This is a genomic window from Paenibacillus sp. 22594 (assembly GCF_052044425.1).
Taxonomy (GTDB): domain Bacteria; phylum Bacillota; class Bacilli; order Paenibacillales; family Paenibacillaceae; genus Paenibacillus_AQ.
In genome coordinates this window covers 229,208-245,713 of record NZ_JBQENA010000006.1, presented here as the reverse complement: position 1 = coordinate 245,713, position 16,506 = coordinate 229,208, and the positions used below count along the sequence as shown (strand labels likewise).

Sequence of the window (16,506 nt, the reverse complement as noted above, 5' to 3'; positions counted from 1 at the left end):
CTCTCCCTTTATCTATAGTTTTCCCAACAATCCGTAAAATTCAAAATTGGCCAATTCACTCGCTAATTGCTGTGCCGAGGCCTCTGCAACCTTAGAATGAATGTCTTCAGAGCCAAATAACCAGCGTGAGAGCAAGCCGTCACACATACTCATCAAAAGAGCAGCGCGAAGCTCAACCTCTATACCCTCAGGCAGCATTTGCAGCTCTATCGCTCTTTCTATATTGCGGCGAAAAGCTTGCTCCATTGCATTCCGGGTAGCCGAAATACGCTTCCTTATCGTTTGATCGGCTCCATTTCCCATCAGGAGGATCTCCATAAGATGACGGTTCTCTGCGGCGAAATTGAACAACCGGTGGAACAGTGCTTCTGAAGCTTTTACCATATCCGTTATATCTCCCGGATCTTGACGATAACCTTGGGCAATCACTTGCAGCAGCTGTTCCTTGCCCGTTTCGATAATCTCCAGCGCAATGGCTTCCTTGCTCTTAAAGTGCCAGTAAAAGGTTCCTTGCGCTACACCCGCTTCCTGAACAATGTCCGATATTTTCGTCTGATGATATCCCAGCCTGGCAAACTTCTCCAGAGCGATTTGTATCAGCTGAGTTCTGCGATCTATGTTTCCGTTGTTGTCATCTATGGGCAATCCATCTTCCTCCTCCCGATTGATTCGTCAGTCAGTTGTCTTTTTTTTAAATCCTATAGGATAACTGTGTTATTGTCAATAGATTCTTGATATTTCTTCCTATTGTCAGCTGCACGACATTTTTTACTAATGGATTGTGCTAATATACATATATCGCATATGATTACTATGATTTATTATCCTATAGACTCTGCCGATAAGAGGTGACCTATTTATGGATTCAATTGGAAATTCCAGGGATTTATTAATGAATAAGCAGATTAAGGAGGTCCTTCTGCAAGCTTTTCACGAATACGGAACCCCAAAATCTTATAAGAAAAATGAATTCATTTTTTTAGAGAATGATCCCGCCAATGCGGTCTTTTATGTAGAGACAGGCTTAGTAAAAATTTCACAGTCCTCCCAGGAAGGTCAAGGCATTACCCTCTTTCTTCGTTATGCCGGCGAGATCTTTGGGAACGCGGAGCTGCTGGCGAATCTTCAACGTAAACGTTATGCCAAGTGCCTGGTAGACTGTCAGATGATTACGTTAGACGGGCAAATTTTTCTGGATTTAGCCAAAAGCAACGCTGAGTTTGCATACTCCTTAGCGGTTATCGGCGCCCATCGGCTATTGCAGACCCAAAACATGGTTGAGACGTTAATTAGCCGGCCTGTAGCATGGAGATTGGCTTGGTTAATATTCCAGATGGGCACTCAGAAAGATGAGCAGATCCATCTGCAACTGCAGCTAAGTCATGAAGAGATTTCTTATGTTATTGGCTGCAGCAGACAGACGGTCACCGAGACCTTGAATAAATGGCGTGAGAAAGCACTTATTGACTACAACCATAAGAAAATTATCATTTATCATCCAAACCGCTTTTTCACAGATATTTAAAGAGGCGCTTGGGTCAGGAAGGTGAGCATGTGATCGAAATCAACAATGTCAGCAAAGTGTTCATGCAGCGGAAAGGAGAACCCTACACAGTACTGGATCAGGTATCCTTCCATGTGGAACGCGGGCAATTTGTATCCTTGCTGGGTCCCTCCGGCTGCGGAAAATCCACCTTATTAAATCTGATAGCCGGGTTTGAAACATCGTATGAGGGTTCAATTTCCGTCAACGGGCAGAGCATTAAGTCTCCTGGCCCGGACCGCGTTGTCGTCTTTCAAGAGCATGGACTATTTCCCTGGTTAACTGTACTCGACAATGTTGCCTTTGGATTAAAGCAGCGGGGCATATCCAAAAAAGCCCGTTATGAGCTCGCCTATGAGCAGATAAAGCCGTGCATTTAAGTAAGTTCGTGGAACGTTATCCTCATGAGCTCTCCGGCGGGATGAAGCAACGGGTTGCCATCGCCAGAGCGCTGGTCATGGACCCGGAGATTTTATTAATGGATGAGCCCTTTGCCGCCTTAGATGAGCAGACCCGCTATATTTTGCAAAAGGATCTGGAGGAGATATGGCAGAAAACGCGGAAAACCATCTTGTTTATCACTCACAATATTCGCGAGGCTATACTTCTGTCTGAACGTGTGCTAGTTATGTCTACACAGCCGGGCCGGATTCAACAGGAGTTCTCCGTTCAGGCCGCCCGCCCACATGCGCTGGAGGATCCCTTGATCCATTCTCTCGAGACTAAAATTCTGGCAGTTCTGACAGATGAACTGGAAAAGATCGTCCAAGGGGAGATCGATCATGAATACAGCATTTAGAAGAATAGTATTTCTGATTATCCTAGTGATTGCGTGGGAGCTGGGTTATCGGATGTTTCAATGGGGCTGGAAATTCCCCTCTCCAATACAGACCTATCAAGCTTTTTATGATGGATTTACGAAGGGGAATTTGCTGGAGGCCACCCTTTCCAGTCTTCGCCGCTTATTAATTTCGTTTGTGCTTGCGATTGGAATCGGTACACTGCTGGGATTCTTGTTCGCCCGTTTTCGTTATTTTGATGAAACCTTTGGGTTCCTGGTCGTTGCGCTGCAGACCGTTCCCAGTATTGCCTGGCTGCCTTTCGCCATCATCTGGTTCGGACTTAACGATACCTCCGTCATTTTCATCACCACCATCGGCGCCACCTGGACCATGTCTATGGCTAGCCGAACCGGCATTATGAATATCTCCACCATCCATTTAAGAGCGGCGCGGATGATGGGGACGGGCAGCGGGTTTCGGATGTTTTTTCAAGTGATGCTTCCCGCAGCATTTCCTCATCTCATCACCGGGGTTCGTGTAGCTTGGGCATTTGCCTGGCGCGCACTTACCGCTGGTGAGCTTATTGCGAGAGGACTGGGACTGGGCCAGACACTGCAGGACAGCCGCAGCATTGGCGATACAGCAACCATCCTGTGTGTTGTCATTATCATCGCCGTGATCGGCACCCTGTCGGATCATTTGTGCTTCAAAAGACTGGAGGATCGCATTATGCTCCGCTACGGCTTAGATTCAGCCAAAAGATAAGTTGAAATCATCCACTCCAAGGTAAAGGGGAACAATCATGAGAAAATTAACGATCGTCTTGTTACTAGTATTCACTCTGGTCCTTTCAGCTTGCGGAAATAATGGCGGGAACACTTCAGCAACAGATAATCTGACGGTACATATTGGGCTTTTAAAAAATGTGACCCATGCCCCGGGATTTATCGCCTTGAAGAACGGTTATTTTCAGGATGCCTTCGGGGCTAATGTTAAGATTGAAGTCACGGCCTTTGACAACGGCTCCGACTTCTCCACCGCCATCGCAACTCACCAGATTGATCTGGGCTTTGTGGGTCCAGGTCCAGCCATCAACCAATTTCTGAAGAGTGAGAACTTTCGGATCATTTCCGGTTCGAATAATGGAGGTGCGGTCTTCATTGCCCGCAAAGATGCCGGCATCCATTCCGTGAAGGACTTAGTGGGCAAAACCGTAGCTGTTCCCACCAAAGGCAGCACCAATGAAATCTCGTTGCGATTGCTTTTAAAACAGGAAGGCTTGAAGGTAACGACGGATACCTCAGGCGTACAGATTATCACCCGTGCTCCGGCAGACACTTTGGTCGCCATGCGTCAAAAAGAAATCGATGCTACCTTAATTCCAGAACCTTGGGGAATACAGCTGGTTGAGGAAGGCACTGGCGAGGTCTTGGTCGATTGGGACAAAATCCCGCCCAATAACGGCAACTATCCTTTAACCCTGCTAGTGGCCAGCGACAAATTCCTTCAAAAGCATCGTGATCTGGCCAAAAAAGCGATAGAGGCCAATCTGGACGGAATTGACTTTATCAAATCACATCCTGAAGAGGCCTATGAATTAATCAGCGCAGAACTCAAGGAGCTCAGCGGTAAAGGCATGGATGTTAAATTAATTAAAGGGGCCATAGAGCATCTGAATCTAACGGATGAGGTTCATCTGGAGGTCATCGAGAGCATGGCTAAGGTGTCTTTTGACGCCGGGTATATCAAGGATATTACAGAGGATAAGCTCGACTTAAGCAAGTTTATCGATTTATCGCTATTGGATGAAGTGAAAAAGGACAGATAAGGAGGTACAACCTACATGCAAATACAAGATCAGAGCAGACAATTACCAAGCTTTCATGAAAACCTAAAAGTTATTTTACTCGGCACAGGCACACCACGGGCTTTTCAGGGCCGGGCCAAAGCAGGGGTTGTCGTTCTAGCCGGAGATCATACCTTCTTGGTGGATTGCGGGGGTGCTACTGTAGATCAGCTACTTAAGGCGGGTGTCATGCCGCAGCGGATTTCAGACATTTTCTTCACCCACCATCACAGTGATCATAACTCGGGATTCTTCGACGTATTCATCTCCAGCTGGCGCACCCATGTCAATGCCCATCAGGTATTTCCGGGGCGTTCAACACCAATGAATGTTTATGGACCTGCCACCACCCAAGAGATTATCGGCAAAATGCGTTTGGCGTTCGATTTTGATGTCAATTTGCGAATTAACTATAACCTCTCCGCTGACGAAGGTGCTAATATTAATTATTTTGAAAGTAACGAAGGTATTATTTATGAGCAGAAGGGCATTAAGATTACTGCCTTTGAAGTCGATCATAGACCCGTCTATCCGGCGATCGCCTATAAGTTTGAATATAACGGGAAGGCGGTGGTCATTTCCGGTGACACCATTCCCGTTGACAACATGGTTAAATATAGCCGGGGAGTGGATCTACTAATCCATGAATCCTATAACAAGAAATGGCTGGATGCCTTGATTGAAAAATTCCCGGATCAAGCTGCCTCCCTGTCCAACCCTGCCAAATATCACTCCACTACACACGAAGTAGCTGAAATGGCCCGACAGGCTGGGGTTAAGCATCTCGTGCTCACCCATCACATCCCCGCGCCGGCAGAAACGGCAGAAGCTGAAGCTGAGTATAGTATAGGCATGCAGGAGATCTATAAAGGTCCCATCACCATGGGCCGTGATTTAATGGAGTTTGAATTGTAAGGAGAGGGGAAATATATAGAACAAAGAGCCCGCTGACTACGCGGGCTCTTTGTTCTTTCAGTATTAGAATAGACGGGAACGGCTTACTTCGTCCTGACAAAATTATTGTCCCGATTTGGCCAAAAATTCATCGATCTGACGCTGTACTTCCGCAATTATTTTGTCAATTCCAGCAGCCTTTACCTGCTTTTGAAGAGTGGCCAGCCCCTTGTCTACATCCTTCACTGTTCCATACTCCAGCGGAATGCCGTATTGGAGCATCACATTGCCGACGTTAGCAACTTCTGTTTTTACATTGCTGTTATTAAACGCGAAGGTTTCCAGTGGATAGTGGTAAACCTCCCCTTCCCATTTGTCGGTTAACGCGTTCGCTTCTTCCGGGAAGGAAGCGTTGTCCCGGTTCAGCGGCGAGTTAAAGCCCCAGTTGGAAAAGCCGGTATAGTTGGCGTTCTTTTCAGCGTTCGTGTACTTATCATCTCCGACCGGATTGTAATGAACAGATGGGATACCGTTCATGATCAGATCATGCAGTTCCTTGTCGTTCTGCAGCAAATCAACCATCATCAGTGCCCGTTCGGGATTCTTGGAGGTCGCGTGAATGGCGATCCCGTTCTGTGTAGAGACAGCTACCGATTTTTTCTTGTCCGGGGTAACGTCAGCCAGCGCCAATTCATAAGGCGACTTCTTTTCCCGCATATCGGTCATCAAAGCGCCAAGTGTACCCAGATTGTGTGTAATCGACGCCGTCTTGCCAGCCCGGAACTCCTGCTGGTGATCGAGCTTGCTGTTCAATGCACTCTTCGACCAGGCGTTGTTATCGGCCAGATCTTTATAATAGTAGATCAGGTCTTTGAATTCCGGCGTTTCGTATACATTGAACACTTTACCAGTAGGATCGTCAAGCTTGAAGCCAATCGGCAGATCAAAGTCAAGCATATTCCATTCGTTTTGCTGTTTCAAGAGCACCCGGTCCAGATTATGAAGCTTCCAGTCCCCGGTCTCCGGTACGAACGGAGTGACACCCTTCTCCTTCTCAGCGATGGTCTTGAGGTAGTTAGCATAGGCTTCCGGGCTATTGATCTCCGGCAGGTTGTATTTCTTGCGAAGGTCCTCCCGGTATAGAATTAGCTTCTCGACCGTTTCCCCGCGGTTCTGAGGCACCATATAGAGCTTGCCATTCACCTTCGCCTGACCCCAGCTTACCTCCGGCATCGCTTTCCAAGTCATCGGAGTGTACTTCTGCAGCATCTCGTCAGTCAGTTCCAGGAATCCGCCTTTGAGTGACTGATCGTTGTAGCCTGCCCAGTTCGCTGCGTAAATGAGGTCAAAATCCTCGTTGGCCGCAAGCTTAAGCGGATATTTCTGCGCCCAGTCCGACCAGTCCAAGAACTCGCCTTCTACAGTAGCGTTGATTTTCTCCTTCAATTTCTTGTTAATCTCCCCGAATACCGTATCGTAGTCGACCGGCTTAGGCCCCACAAAGATCATTTTCAGTGCGACAGGCTGGGAGGTATCCACTGTGCTGGAATCTCCAGCAGCTTTCGTATTGTCTCCCGCCGCCTGAGTTGCGGCTGCTGAAGCTTGCGGCTCCGCCGCGTTCCCTCCGCCGTTACCATTATTGTTCCCACATGCACTTAGCAGCGACAACATTATCACTCCGGACAGCAGTGTCATTCCTCTTTTTTTATTCAACAGATTATGCCCCCCATCGGTATTTGTAATCGTTTACATACACAGTATAAAGAAAAGTTTCTCTCCGTAGAATGCAGGCCGTCAACGATTATACATACTTTTGCAACGACTTCTCGTCTGAAGGCTTAAAACCAACAACACTATTACGAATTCTACTGGGGTGAACAAGCTCCTAGCTCTTCACTAATCCTGCTTCTATGTCGATAAATTTAGAATACACATGGAAAAGTATGGAGGAGTATATGAACAGTAACCGCAGAACTGAACCCTTTCGCTACACTCTAAAAGAACCTGCTACATTTGATCTACATATTCTTACCATTAATGGAATTCCGGTTCCGCCTAAACCTGTAAGTGCCGTACTGTATGACATCAGCCGTTCGGGATGCCGATTGTCGATTCCTTTGAATGTCAATCCGGACGGTAACCTGGTACGTGTAGGCATGGAGATGGCCCTCTCCTCTGAATCTATGTACTTAGAAGGAACATTGAAATGGTATAAAGAGGAATCTGACACCTTCCACTATGGTATTCAATTGGACATCCCTGAAACTGACAAGGATCGCCTGCCAAAAATGCTGCGCACACTGGCTGGTGAAGGTAAAATTTTGGTTCGTTGATAGAAACAAAAAAGGAGCATTCCCCGTAAGGGAGTGCTCCTTTTTTGTAAACTTATTTAAACGATACAGATTCCAAAATTTTATCCGTTTCAGCCTTTGACTTCTCATCTACGTAGGAAAGAATGAGGTTAAATGCATAACCGTCAATAATGGTGCTGTAATACTCTTGTGTGACTACTGCAGCTCCATTATTAATGGAAGCCTTCATCAGGTCCATATCTTTTCCGCCGACTTTAACAGTCTTGATGTCTTCAAATTCATACGGAAGTTTGCTGTCCGTCATCAATTTTTTTGAAGATTCCAGATAGTCCTTCCCAGTCTTAATGCCTTGGAGCATACTTACTTTCTCGGCAACTGCGATAGCGGAAGGCCCGCTTTTACCTGAGTCTAATGGAAATTCCGAAGCCATCAGCAGATTCAGCGTTTTGGTCTTTGCCAGATCAAGCATTTTATTCTTGGCTTCATTACCACCGGCAACAACTTCCTGACCGGCTTCCATAAGCTTCATCATCTGGTCTGCGTTCTGGAAGACCCACTCTTTGGGAAAGTTAAGGGACAATCCGAAATAGTCATTTGTGTATGTACCACTTTCAGTCACACCTAAGCTAACTTCCTTGTCTTTTCCTCCGCATGCTGTAACCACCATCAGCATTAACACCATCACCATTGATAATAATCCAACTTTTTTCTTCATAATACCCTCCTGATGTTTCTCTCTTTTTTGTACACCAGAAAAGTTTAACATGTAATGTCATCATTACCACCTATATAAAACTATAGGTCATGGCTAAAACAATAACATCCGCGTCGCGACAGAAACAGCCTCCGAGCTGGATTGGACCCCCAACTTATCAAAAATAATTTTCTTATGGTGATTCACTGTACATTCTTTTATCTTTAATTTTGAGGCAATTGCTTTACCTGTTAGTCCTTGAGAAATGAGCTTGAGTACTTTTAATTGACGTTCACTCAGTTGTGCCGGAAGCTGGCCAGCGGCTTGGCTTGCAAGCTGTACCTGGTAACTGATCAGCATATCTGCCGGAATCAGCTTGGCAATCGCGATCAGTTCGCTTTTCATAGCGGCATTAATCGTTGAGACATCCAGATAACCAATAATTTCATGACCGACATTTAAAGGGACCGAAAAGCAATGCCAATTCTTAAAAAAGGGACTTTCATGATCCTCAGGTGGTAAATACACGGGACAACCCTGTGCTATGGCCTCTGATATCGCATTGACCCCACAGCATTTTTCAGTAAAAAACATTCCTAAATGGATAGGAGATTTGCTTACTACACTCTCCAGATTACGACTGTAATCCATCGCGAGCAGAACTCCCTCCTTATCCGTAAGCAGAAATAAATATGTACCGGTTAGATGATCCTTAATATTAAAGATGCAGTGCTGAAAAACTTCAATTAGCAGTTGATCGGGGGGATTATTTCGGTTATATTGCTGCGTATTCGATGACAAGTAGTCTTCCTTTTCAAGCCGGCCAGATGTATCGATGGATGTAATCATTCCTACATTTCTCCTTCCACTTAAGACCATCCAGAATCTGGAGAATCCTTTATACTTATCGGAATAAGTGAAGGGAAAATTGAATTTTACAAAATAAAGATCTATACTTCTGAATCTTTGAATATAAGACTTTTGGCACATTAAGCTAAATTATCAGAGTTATCTCATCTATAAATGGGATTTTCACCCTATATGCCGGGTCAATAAACACATACGAATAGTTCTTGAAATCTTCAATAATTCGGTAGCTGTTACTTTTATACTATTTTTTCGGTACTCCGTTCAAGAACGGGTTAAAATGATTCTTCACCTCTTTGTTCTTCAGGAGCAGAGGAGTCACTACATTTACCCCCTACTTCCTTGTACCCAGAAAACTTTCTACAATTATCGACGCATGGGTTTTAAATCCCGCTAAGGTTCAGAGCAGTACCACAGAATTCACGGCTCCCCGCGCACATTGTACCAGCGTTTCGTATAACCGGGCCGATAGGGCATTGAACTCCTGCTCCCGGTCATGCTGATAAGCAGAATACGGAGGACTGTCATTCCAGGAACCCATACCACCGAATACCCAGGCTTTGTAGACTGCATTCAGCAGTGCTCGCGCTTGGTCCTTATAAATATCCGGTAAGTGAAAAGACAGCTGCGCAGCAGTACCTGTTCCGTTCAGAACACTCTTAGCAGGCTCAAAGAAATGGTCCATCCAGAAACTCTCTTCTATCGCATTGGCCAGGTCTCCAATCTGCCATAGCACCGCTTCCAGCTTCTCTGATAAAACAGATAAAGGAAGGAACTCGCGATAACCCTTCTGTCCATCGTTAAGCTTCTGTTCAGTATAGGTAACTTTCCACTTTGTCCGTGAGCCGTACTGATCCATACGCCAATCAGCCTTCCACAAGGATTCACCTGTTATTCCAAGGGAGGTCACTCCATTGGGCATGCTGTTAATAACACTCGCGCTCAAGGAAGTTGCCGGAGCCATACCGTTTAACATGAGCCGCTGGCATCCATTATTCTTCAGCTCTGCAAGCCATTCGGGCCAGTTCCAGACCTTCCCTCCTCCTTCCTCTATGAATCGCACTTCTATGAATTCAGTATGCTCCAATTCAGTATTGGAGGCATCCGTACCACTCATCAAATTCCCATTTCCAAGCGCTGTGATTAATAACATCTGATGTAACTCACCATTCATATGTACTTCCCCCCGTTATCTCCATCCTCTCATTTCCATGATCCATTCATCAACTATTAGTTTCACTCAAGAAATATCGGGAACAAGATGGGCGCGTGCTGAAATCTGTGTGAGTTCATTCAATTAGAATTTAACAAAAAAAAAGCGCGTACCGTCTGATCCCGGTACGCGCTGTTCATGCGGTTTATCTAGACGGCAGGTAGCTAGACCTGTGAAGCTCTCGTGTCGGCCATCCCCCACCGCAGCTTGTACAGCTCAGGGAGCACAACCCCCAGGAGCACCAGGACAACCCCTGTCCACTGCAGTCCGCTTACCTGCTCATGCAGCACGAATGAGGAGAGCAATACAGCAACCGGAAGCTCGGCAGCACCAAGAATGCCAGCCATGCCGCCCCCGATATGCGGAACACCAATCGCAAATAATACCGGCGGAATAAAGGCACCGAACAAACCCAATAAAAATCCAAACAGCAGTAGCTGTCCCCACAAAAGTCCGTTGAAAAGGAAGTACGGCGGGAAAATAACGCACAATAGCAGTAACCCTCCGGTAACCATCCATGCGCTCCGGTACGCCGGATGTGCAGAGGGAACCGCTTTGCCGCTGAAAATGATGAACATGGAATAACTTACAGCTGACAACAGGCCAAGAGTAAGCCCAAGAGCATTGAAATGCGCTGAACCCTGATCCATAATTCCTGCTGCAAGGAGCGTTCCGCCGAAGAGGAGCAACAGCGTCAACAGGGTTACCTTGTCGGGCCGCTGGCGCTTGCTGACAGCCTGGATCAGTACACTGATCCAGGTGAACTGGAACAGCAGGATGATGGCCAGCGAAGCTGGAATATAGCGCAGTGACTGGTAATAGACTAATCCTGTTACCACGGTAGGCGCACCAGCCATCATGAGCAGCAGCCGCTGCTTCCAGGTAAGAGCAGGTGATACCTGCCGTGCTGCAGCTGGCTGGATGCCTTGGCTGCGTTGTTTGCGAGTCTGTCTAACCTTTGTATATAATGCCAGCAGCCAGGCAAGAATGCAGCCGGTCAGCAGCTGCGTACCAACAACTTCCCCAAGCTGGTAACCCTCTCCGTAAGCCAATACGACGATCGTGGATAAAATCCCGTAGCTCATGGCCCCAATTAATACCGATAACAAATATTTCAAATCTTTCATTTCATTTATGCCTCCTGAATCTATTAAATCGGCCGCAATACGCAAATAAACCTAACTCCGGGGACGAGGACCATAAGAGCATGATCCTTGCCATCGTAGTTAGGAAGAGTAGGCTTCCTGTAGAAACCCTTGCCCTGTTGATGCCAATAAGGCTGCGAGGTTATACGAGAACAGTATGTAATTATACGTATGACGACTGTTCATATGTTACATGGCAAGTAAGTTGATGTCAACCCTTAATTCTTAAAATTTGAGGATTAAAATGACTGAGGCTTCATTTGGTAATATATTGGAGCTAAACCTTCTTTTCTCTGATAAAATGGATCCAAAGGCGTCTTGTAAAAATATACCTGCAGAGGAGGTGTACATTCTGAATCGTTCTGGACCCGTCAAGCTGTTAGGACTCATTGCCGGAATTGCGCTGTCGAATATAGCCGTACTTTCTCCTGGACTGCTTGGTCTTCAAATTGTTGGCGGAAGTACGCTTGAGACCGCTTCAGGCGTTACCCTGTTATTCATTAGTTTGCTTGTCGTGCTGTACGGGAGCTATACCCTCCTCTTCAAAACTCCGGCCACTCCCTCTGTACGCAATTTGGAAACCCGGGAAGACTACATCGCTGGGTTGAGCCGCTATCGGAATGTGAAGGCGCTAAAAAACGATGTTCTGCTTGCCCTTGAGCAATTGGAGCGGATCGACAAAAAGAAATCTACCTTGATGAATCTATTAGGGGAGCGGTTTGAGCCCACAGAATTAAGCTTCCGAAAGTTCCAGTCCGTCATTGTTGAGGTTGAAAAGCTATTGTACCTGAATGTGCGGGGGATTCTGAACAAGCTCAGTGTGTTCGATGCCTCGGAATTCACCCTGTTCACCAGCCGGCAAAAGCCGAAGCCCTTCTCCGATACGCTGGTACAGAAAAAAAACGAGCTGTATAACGAATATTTTGCCCACGTGACTGGCTATTTGGGGGCGAATGAGGAGATTCTGCTTAAGCTGGATCAGCTGCTGCTGGAAATTTCACTGCTGGATCATACGGACTACAGAGCAGTTGATGAAATGCCTTGCATGAAAGAGCTTAACGCCCTGATCGGGCAGACCAAGCTCTATCAGAATTAGAAAGGGAGATGCACATGGCCGGGAAAGGCAAAAAAGGGATCATACTCGCAGTGATTGCAGCATGCGTATTTACTCTGGTCTATTTCGGAATCACACTGACCGCAAATTTAGGCAAATCCGATAAGGAGATCTCGGCGGAAGACGCAGGTAAAAAGCTGAACAAACTATACAGCAATATAAATGTGACAGTCGCAGAAACCGTAAAGGGGCAAATCAACCTGGCCCCCGCAGATATCGGCGAATCCCTGCCCGACATCTCCAAATTCCCTATCTCCGTAGAAAATACAACGGACAGCTTCGTGGAAATCTTCTCTTCCACCGAGAAATCAGGGACAGGAAATGACGGCTGGCTGAATGAAGTAGCCACTGCCTTTAATGATGCGAAGATCATGATCGGCGGCAAGCAGGCTTCTGTGAAGATCCGTAATATCGCCTCAGGCACGGCCACTGACTATATACGGTCCGGCAAGTATATTCCGGATGCTTTTACCCCCTCCAACGAGCTATGGGGCGAGATGGTCAAAGCAAACGGAACCCCTACCGTGCTTATCTCGAAACGTATAACCGGCAATGTGGCGGGCGTGGTAACCAACAAGAAAAAATATGACGAACTGGTAGGCAAGTACGGCTCGCTGAATGTCAAAACCATAACGGATGCTATCGCAGCGAATGAGCTGTCGATGGGCTACACCGATCCGTTCGCCAGCTCCACCGGACTGAACTTCCTGGTGACCGCTCTCAGCACTTTTGACAGCACTGATCTGCTAAGTGATAAGGCAGTGCAGGGCTTTGAGCGGTTCCAAGCCAATGTTCCGTTCATCGCCTCGACCACGCTGCAAATGCGTGATGCGGCTAAAACAGGGGCACTGGATGCTTTTGTTCTGGAGTATCAAACCTATGTCAATGCACCTGATCTTAAGAGTGGCTATGTCTTCACTCCGTTTGGAGTGCGTCACGACAGTCCGCTCTACGCGCTTGGGAATTTATCCAAGGAGAAACTGGACATTGTCAAGAAATTTGCCGAATTCACTGAGCAGGACCAATATCAACAGCTGGCTTCAGACAAAGGCTTCAACGGCCTGAATGAATACGTCTCCGAACTTGCCCCTTTTGATGGTAGCCTCCTCTCTTCTGCCCAGAAGCTCTGGAAGGAGAAAAAGGATGGCAGCAAACCGATTGCAGCTGTATTTGTTGCTGATGTGTCGGGAAGCATGGCCGGGGAACCTCTCAATCATCTGAAGGAATCGCTGCTCAAAGGACAGAAATTCCTGGGTAAAGACAACAGTATCGGCTTTGTTTCCTACTCCAGTGAAGTGACCATTAATCTGCCCATTGCCAGATATGACACCAATCAGCAGTCCATGTTCGTAGGGGCCATTAACAGCCTGCAGGCTACCGGGGGCACCGCTACGTTCGACGGAATCATTGTAGCCATGAAAATGCTTCAGGACCAAATTGCCTTGAATCCCGATGTTAAGCCGGTGATCTTCGTCCTCAGTGACGGTGAAACGAATGAAGGGCATTCACTGGATGAGATAAGAGGCTTAATCGAGACTTATAAAATCCCGGTTTACACTATAGGCTACAATGCGAACATCAAGGCACTGGAGAGCATTTCCAGCCTTAATGAGGCAGCAAATATCAATGCGGATACGGATGATGTTGTGTACAAAATCGGCAATCTGCTCAACGTACAAATGTAGCTCAGTCTACCACCCGGGCATATGCTTACAAAGCGAGTATTATTGCGTGCAACAGTCGAAGAAGTACAGCTTCATAAAACTTTTAGGGGGCTTGTTATGTCATTTACCATGGAAATCCCTAGTACGGAAACGCTCAAAGCGGTTATTGAAGAACAAGTTCAGCCGGAGCCTGCAGAGGTTTCGCAGCTGAAGGAGCTGGCCGCGAGCAATGTAGCAAGTATTCTGGACCTGGATATAGACTCTCTGGAAAAACGCAGGTCCGTGCTGCAATCAATCGACATGTTCGGAATGAATACTATGCGATCCTCTTCCGATAAAAACTCCCTGCTTCAGGTGTCCGTAGGCAATCTGTCCAAAACAGGCGATGAAGGCGGCCAGGTCGCCAAGGGATTAACGGAGCTCCATTTGCAGTTGAAGGATCTGGATCCGGGTGCCGTCGATTTTGCTAAAAACGGGATTCTGGGCAAATTCTTCAATCCCCTGCGCACGTATTTCGCTAAGTACCAGAAAGCAGACGCTGTCATTTCCGATATCATCCTGTCCCTGGATAAAGGCAAATCCATTTTGAAGAACGACAACACCACCCTTGAGATCGAACAGCAGACCCTGCGGGAGCTCACCAAAAAGCTGCAGAAGGAAATTCAGCTCGGCATGCTGATGGACCAGGAAATCGAGCATCAGATTGAAGCTGCCAAGGTGCGCAGTGAGTCCGGGGACAAAATCAGATTCATTACCGAAGAAGTCCTCTTCCCTCTCCGTCAGCGGGTCATGGATCTGCAGCAGATGCAGGTAGTCAATCAACAAGGCATCATGGCTATCGAAGTAGTGATCAGAAATAATAAAGAACTGATCCGGGGCGTTGACAGAGCCAGAAACGTAACCGTATCTGCACTCAAAATCTCCGTCACTGTCGCAAGCGCACTGTATAATCAAAAAATTGTACTTAAAAAAATCGAGCTGCTGAATCAAACGACAGACAATCTGATCAGCGGCACCTCAAAAATGCTTAAAGAGCAAGGTGCAGCGATTCAAAAACAATCGATGGAAACTACCATCTCTCCGGACACGCTGAAGCAGGCCTTTACCGACGTGTTGTCCGCCCTGGATTCCATCAGTACCTACAAGCAGGAGGCACTGCCGAGAATGCGCGAGACCATCAATCAGTTCCGCGAATTGGCCGACAATGGCGAGCAGCAGATCCAGCGTCTGGAGAGGGGCAATTCGCTCGGGCTATAAGCCGATTTGAGTCTGCCAATCTATCATGATAAACTAGTTCCCGACCACATTCTGGGAGGGAAAACATATGAGCGAAGAAGAATTGAACGCAGATGGCTGGGAAGCCATAGATGAAGCACTGGAGCAGCTCTATGGAGAACAGGAGCAGAAGCATTACGGAACCGCCATACCCTACATGCTTGGTGGACCAGATCCGCTGAATGGAATCAGTGTATACGAAGTGCGTGAACCCCTGCCACATTGGCATTTTGTAACCTATGGATTTTCGGAGTTGTATGAAAAAGAAACGGAAGATCCAGACTGCAGCGGATATGGCTTCGAATTGACCTTCCGGCTATTCAAATCCGCTGTAGAAGATGAGCCTCCGGCTTGGGCATTGAACCTGCTGCAGAATCTGGGCCGTTATGTGTTTAACAGCGGGAATGTGTTCCGCTCCGGGGATTATATGGATGCAAACGGCCCGATTGCCCTTGAGGCGGATACGGTACTGACAGCATTGGCTTTTATTACAGACCCCCTGCTTCCGGCGATAGACACCCCAAATGGCCGGGTGGAATTCCTCCAACTGGTGGGCATCACTAATGATGAACTGTTGGCAATGCAGGTCTGGAATACTCTGGGCGTTTTGTTGGAAATGTCTGAGCACATCCCGCTATATATGACTGATCTACAGCGGGATTCACTCCTGAGACTCCCTGCAATCGCCGAAGCCGTAAGAATGGGCAGTGAACGCGAAGGCTCCAATACTGGTGCACTTTACGTCGATCAGTTAGCTTGGGAGAACCTGAAAGACGATTCCATCCAGACTCTGCAGCTGGGAGCCAAGCAGGCTGAGATCGTAGGCAAGCTGCTGCGTGGCAGACTTCTAAAAGGACGAACCTTAACTTTGGCTGGTCCAGAGGTTACAGTCAGCTTCGAGACAGGTCGCGCTCGCAGCATCGAAATTCATAAAGAAAACGTAGTTCTTAAGCTGGATGAGGCTGCCTCAGAAGCCATATCAGAAATTCTCCGTCCGGTAGCGGGACTGTATCATCTCTCAGACTGGCCGGAGTTTGCAGTGCGGATCGTACCCACTCATATCACCGACAATGAAGGAACTGTTGTGAAAACCATTGGATAATCACTCACAACCCCATAGGCCGTTCCTCTTGTTTATGGGGGTTTTCCTTGTTTGC

General features: G+C 47.1%; 15 protein-coding genes and 1 pseudogene. 10 read left to right on the top strand and 6 right to left on the bottom strand.

The genetic code is table 11. From position 1 onward, the window contains the following. Positions 1-12: 12 nt before the first annotated feature. A complete protein-coding gene (locus ACTJKB_RS20325; RefSeq protein ID WP_440836353.1) occupies positions 13-639 on the bottom strand; it encodes a TetR/AcrR family transcriptional regulator in 627 nt (208 codons plus the stop codon). Positions 640-859: 220 nt separating this feature from the next. Between ACTJKB_RS20325 and ACTJKB_RS20320 the strand changes: the two genes are divergently transcribed. From ACTJKB_RS20320 to ACTJKB_RS20300, 5 genes and pseudogenes are all read left to right on the top strand, one after another. Next, entirely contained in the window at positions 860-1,525 is a 666-nt protein-coding gene (locus ACTJKB_RS20320; RefSeq protein ID WP_440836192.1) for a Crp/Fnr family transcriptional regulator, read from the top strand. Between the two features lie 62 nt (positions 1,526-1,587). After that, a pseudogene (locus ACTJKB_RS20315) lies at positions 1,588-2,342 on the top strand (ABC transporter ATP-binding protein). Further along, positions 2,326-3,090, top strand: coding sequence for an ABC transporter permease (locus ACTJKB_RS20310; RefSeq protein ID WP_440836191.1), 765 nt, complete (start codon positions 2,326-2,328; stop codon positions 3,088-3,090). Before ACTJKB_RS20315 ends, ACTJKB_RS20310 begins: the two are co-directional and overlap by 17 nt. Positions 3,091-3,127: 37 nt before the next feature. Beyond that, positions 3,128-4,153, top strand: a complete 1,026-nt coding sequence (locus ACTJKB_RS20305; RefSeq protein WP_440836190.1) for an ABC transporter substrate-binding protein — start codon at positions 3,128-3,130, stop codon at positions 4,151-4,153. Between the two features lie 15 nt (positions 4,154-4,168). Beyond that, on the top strand, positions 4,169-5,086 hold the full coding sequence (locus ACTJKB_RS20300; RefSeq protein WP_440836189.1) for an MBL fold metallo-hydrolase: 918 nt from the start codon (positions 4,169-4,171) through the stop codon (positions 5,084-5,086). Positions 5,087-5,188: 102 nt separating this feature from the next. On the opposite strand, the gene ACTJKB_RS20295 is transcribed toward ACTJKB_RS20300, so the two are convergent. Continuing rightward, positions 5,189-6,778, bottom strand: coding sequence for an ABC transporter substrate-binding protein (locus ACTJKB_RS20295; protein ID WP_440836188.1), 1,590 nt, complete (start codon positions 6,776-6,778; stop codon positions 5,189-5,191). Between the two features lie 242 nt (positions 6,779-7,020). On the opposite strand from ACTJKB_RS20295, the gene ACTJKB_RS20290 reads away from it, so the two are divergent. Next, on the top strand, positions 7,021-7,398 hold the full coding sequence (locus tag ACTJKB_RS20290; protein ID WP_440836187.1) for a PilZ domain-containing protein: 378 nt from the start codon (positions 7,021-7,023) through the stop codon (positions 7,396-7,398). 52 nt (positions 7,399-7,450) lie between these two features. On the opposite strand, the gene ACTJKB_RS20285 is transcribed toward ACTJKB_RS20290, so the two are convergent. From ACTJKB_RS20285 to ACTJKB_RS20270, 4 genes are all read right to left on the bottom strand, one after another. After that, positions 7,451-8,092, bottom strand: coding sequence for a hypothetical protein (locus ACTJKB_RS20285; RefSeq protein ID WP_440836186.1), 642 nt, complete (start codon positions 8,090-8,092; stop codon positions 7,451-7,453). Positions 8,093-8,185: 93 nt separating this feature from the next. Further along, the gene (locus tag ACTJKB_RS20280; RefSeq protein ID WP_440836185.1) at positions 8,186-8,920 is read right to left on the bottom strand and encodes a LuxR C-terminal-related transcriptional regulator; all 735 of its coding nucleotides are present in this window, start codon (positions 8,918-8,920) and stop codon (positions 8,186-8,188) included. A gap of 418 nt (positions 8,921-9,338) precedes the next feature. Next, positions 9,339-10,112: a hypothetical protein gene (locus ACTJKB_RS20275; protein ID WP_440836184.1), complete on the bottom strand. Its 774-nt coding sequence runs from the start codon at positions 10,110-10,112 to the stop codon at positions 9,339-9,341. A gap of 203 nt (positions 10,113-10,315) precedes the next feature. Then, the gene (locus ACTJKB_RS20270; protein ID WP_440836183.1) at positions 10,316-11,278 is read right to left on the bottom strand and encodes an EamA family transporter; all 963 of its coding nucleotides are present in this window, start codon (positions 11,276-11,278) and stop codon (positions 10,316-10,318) included. A 361-nt stretch (positions 11,279-11,639) separates the two neighbouring features. Between ACTJKB_RS20270 and ACTJKB_RS20265 the strand changes: the two genes are divergently transcribed. The 4 genes from ACTJKB_RS20265 to ACTJKB_RS20250 all read left to right on the top strand — a co-directional run bounded on the left by ACTJKB_RS20265 (position 11,640) and on the right by ACTJKB_RS20250 (position 16,451). After that, complete coding sequence (locus tag ACTJKB_RS20265; protein WP_440836182.1) at positions 11,640-12,392, top strand: hypothetical protein; 753 nt, start codon at positions 11,640-11,642, stop codon at positions 12,390-12,392. A 14-nt stretch (positions 12,393-12,406) separates the two neighbouring features. Beyond that, positions 12,407-14,095 carry a VWA domain-containing protein gene (locus ACTJKB_RS20260; RefSeq protein ID WP_440836181.1) on the top strand — a complete coding sequence of 563 codons (1,689 nt, stop codon included), beginning with the start codon at positions 12,407-12,409 and terminating at the stop codon, positions 14,093-14,095. Positions 14,096-14,191: 96 nt separating this feature from the next. Then, the gene (locus tag ACTJKB_RS20255; RefSeq protein WP_440836180.1) at positions 14,192-15,331 is read left to right on the top strand and encodes a toxic anion resistance protein; all 1,140 of its coding nucleotides are present in this window, start codon (positions 14,192-14,194) and stop codon (positions 15,329-15,331) included. Positions 15,332-15,398: 67 nt separating this feature from the next. Beyond that, positions 15,399-16,451: a suppressor of fused domain protein gene (locus ACTJKB_RS20250; protein ID WP_440836179.1), complete on the top strand. Its 1,053-nt coding sequence runs from the start codon at positions 15,399-15,401 to the stop codon at positions 16,449-16,451. Positions 16,452-16,506: the final 55 nt, after the last annotated feature.

Coding starts and splice junctions, on each gene's coding strand:
- ACTJKB_RS20270 (WP_440836183.1), bottom strand. CDS start 11,278: ATGAAAGATTTGAAATATTTGTTATCGGTATTAATTGGGGCCATGAGC.
- ACTJKB_RS20280 (WP_440836185.1), bottom strand. CDS start 8,920: ATGATTACATCCATCGATACATCTGGCCGGCTTGAAAAGGAAGACTAC.
- ACTJKB_RS20260 (WP_440836181.1), top strand. CDS start 12,407: ATGGCCGGGAAAGGCAAAAAAGGGATCATACTCGCAGTGATTGCAGCA.
- ACTJKB_RS20320 (WP_440836192.1), top strand. CDS start 860: ATGGATTCAATTGGAAATTCCAGGGATTTATTAATGAATAAGCAGATT.
- ACTJKB_RS20305 (WP_440836190.1), top strand. CDS start 3,128: ATGAGAAAATTAACGATCGTCTTGTTACTAGTATTCACTCTGGTCCTT.
- ACTJKB_RS20250 (WP_440836179.1), top strand. CDS start 15,399: ATGAGCGAAGAAGAATTGAACGCAGATGGCTGGGAAGCCATAGATGAA.
- ACTJKB_RS20310 (WP_440836191.1), top strand. CDS start 2,326: ATGAATACAGCATTTAGAAGAATAGTATTTCTGATTATCCTAGTGATT.
- ACTJKB_RS20290 (WP_440836187.1), top strand. CDS start 7,021: ATGAACAGTAACCGCAGAACTGAACCCTTTCGCTACACTCTAAAAGAA.
- ACTJKB_RS20285 (WP_440836186.1), bottom strand. CDS start 8,092: ATGAAGAAAAAAGTTGGATTATTATCAATGGTGATGGTGTTAATGCTG.
- ACTJKB_RS20275 (WP_440836184.1), bottom strand. CDS start 10,112: ATGAATGGTGAGTTACATCAGATGTTATTAATCACAGCGCTTGGAAAT.
- ACTJKB_RS20255 (WP_440836180.1), top strand. CDS start 14,192: ATGTCATTTACCATGGAAATCCCTAGTACGGAAACGCTCAAAGCGGTT.
- ACTJKB_RS20300 (WP_440836189.1), top strand. CDS start 4,169: ATGCAAATACAAGATCAGAGCAGACAATTACCAAGCTTTCATGAAAAC.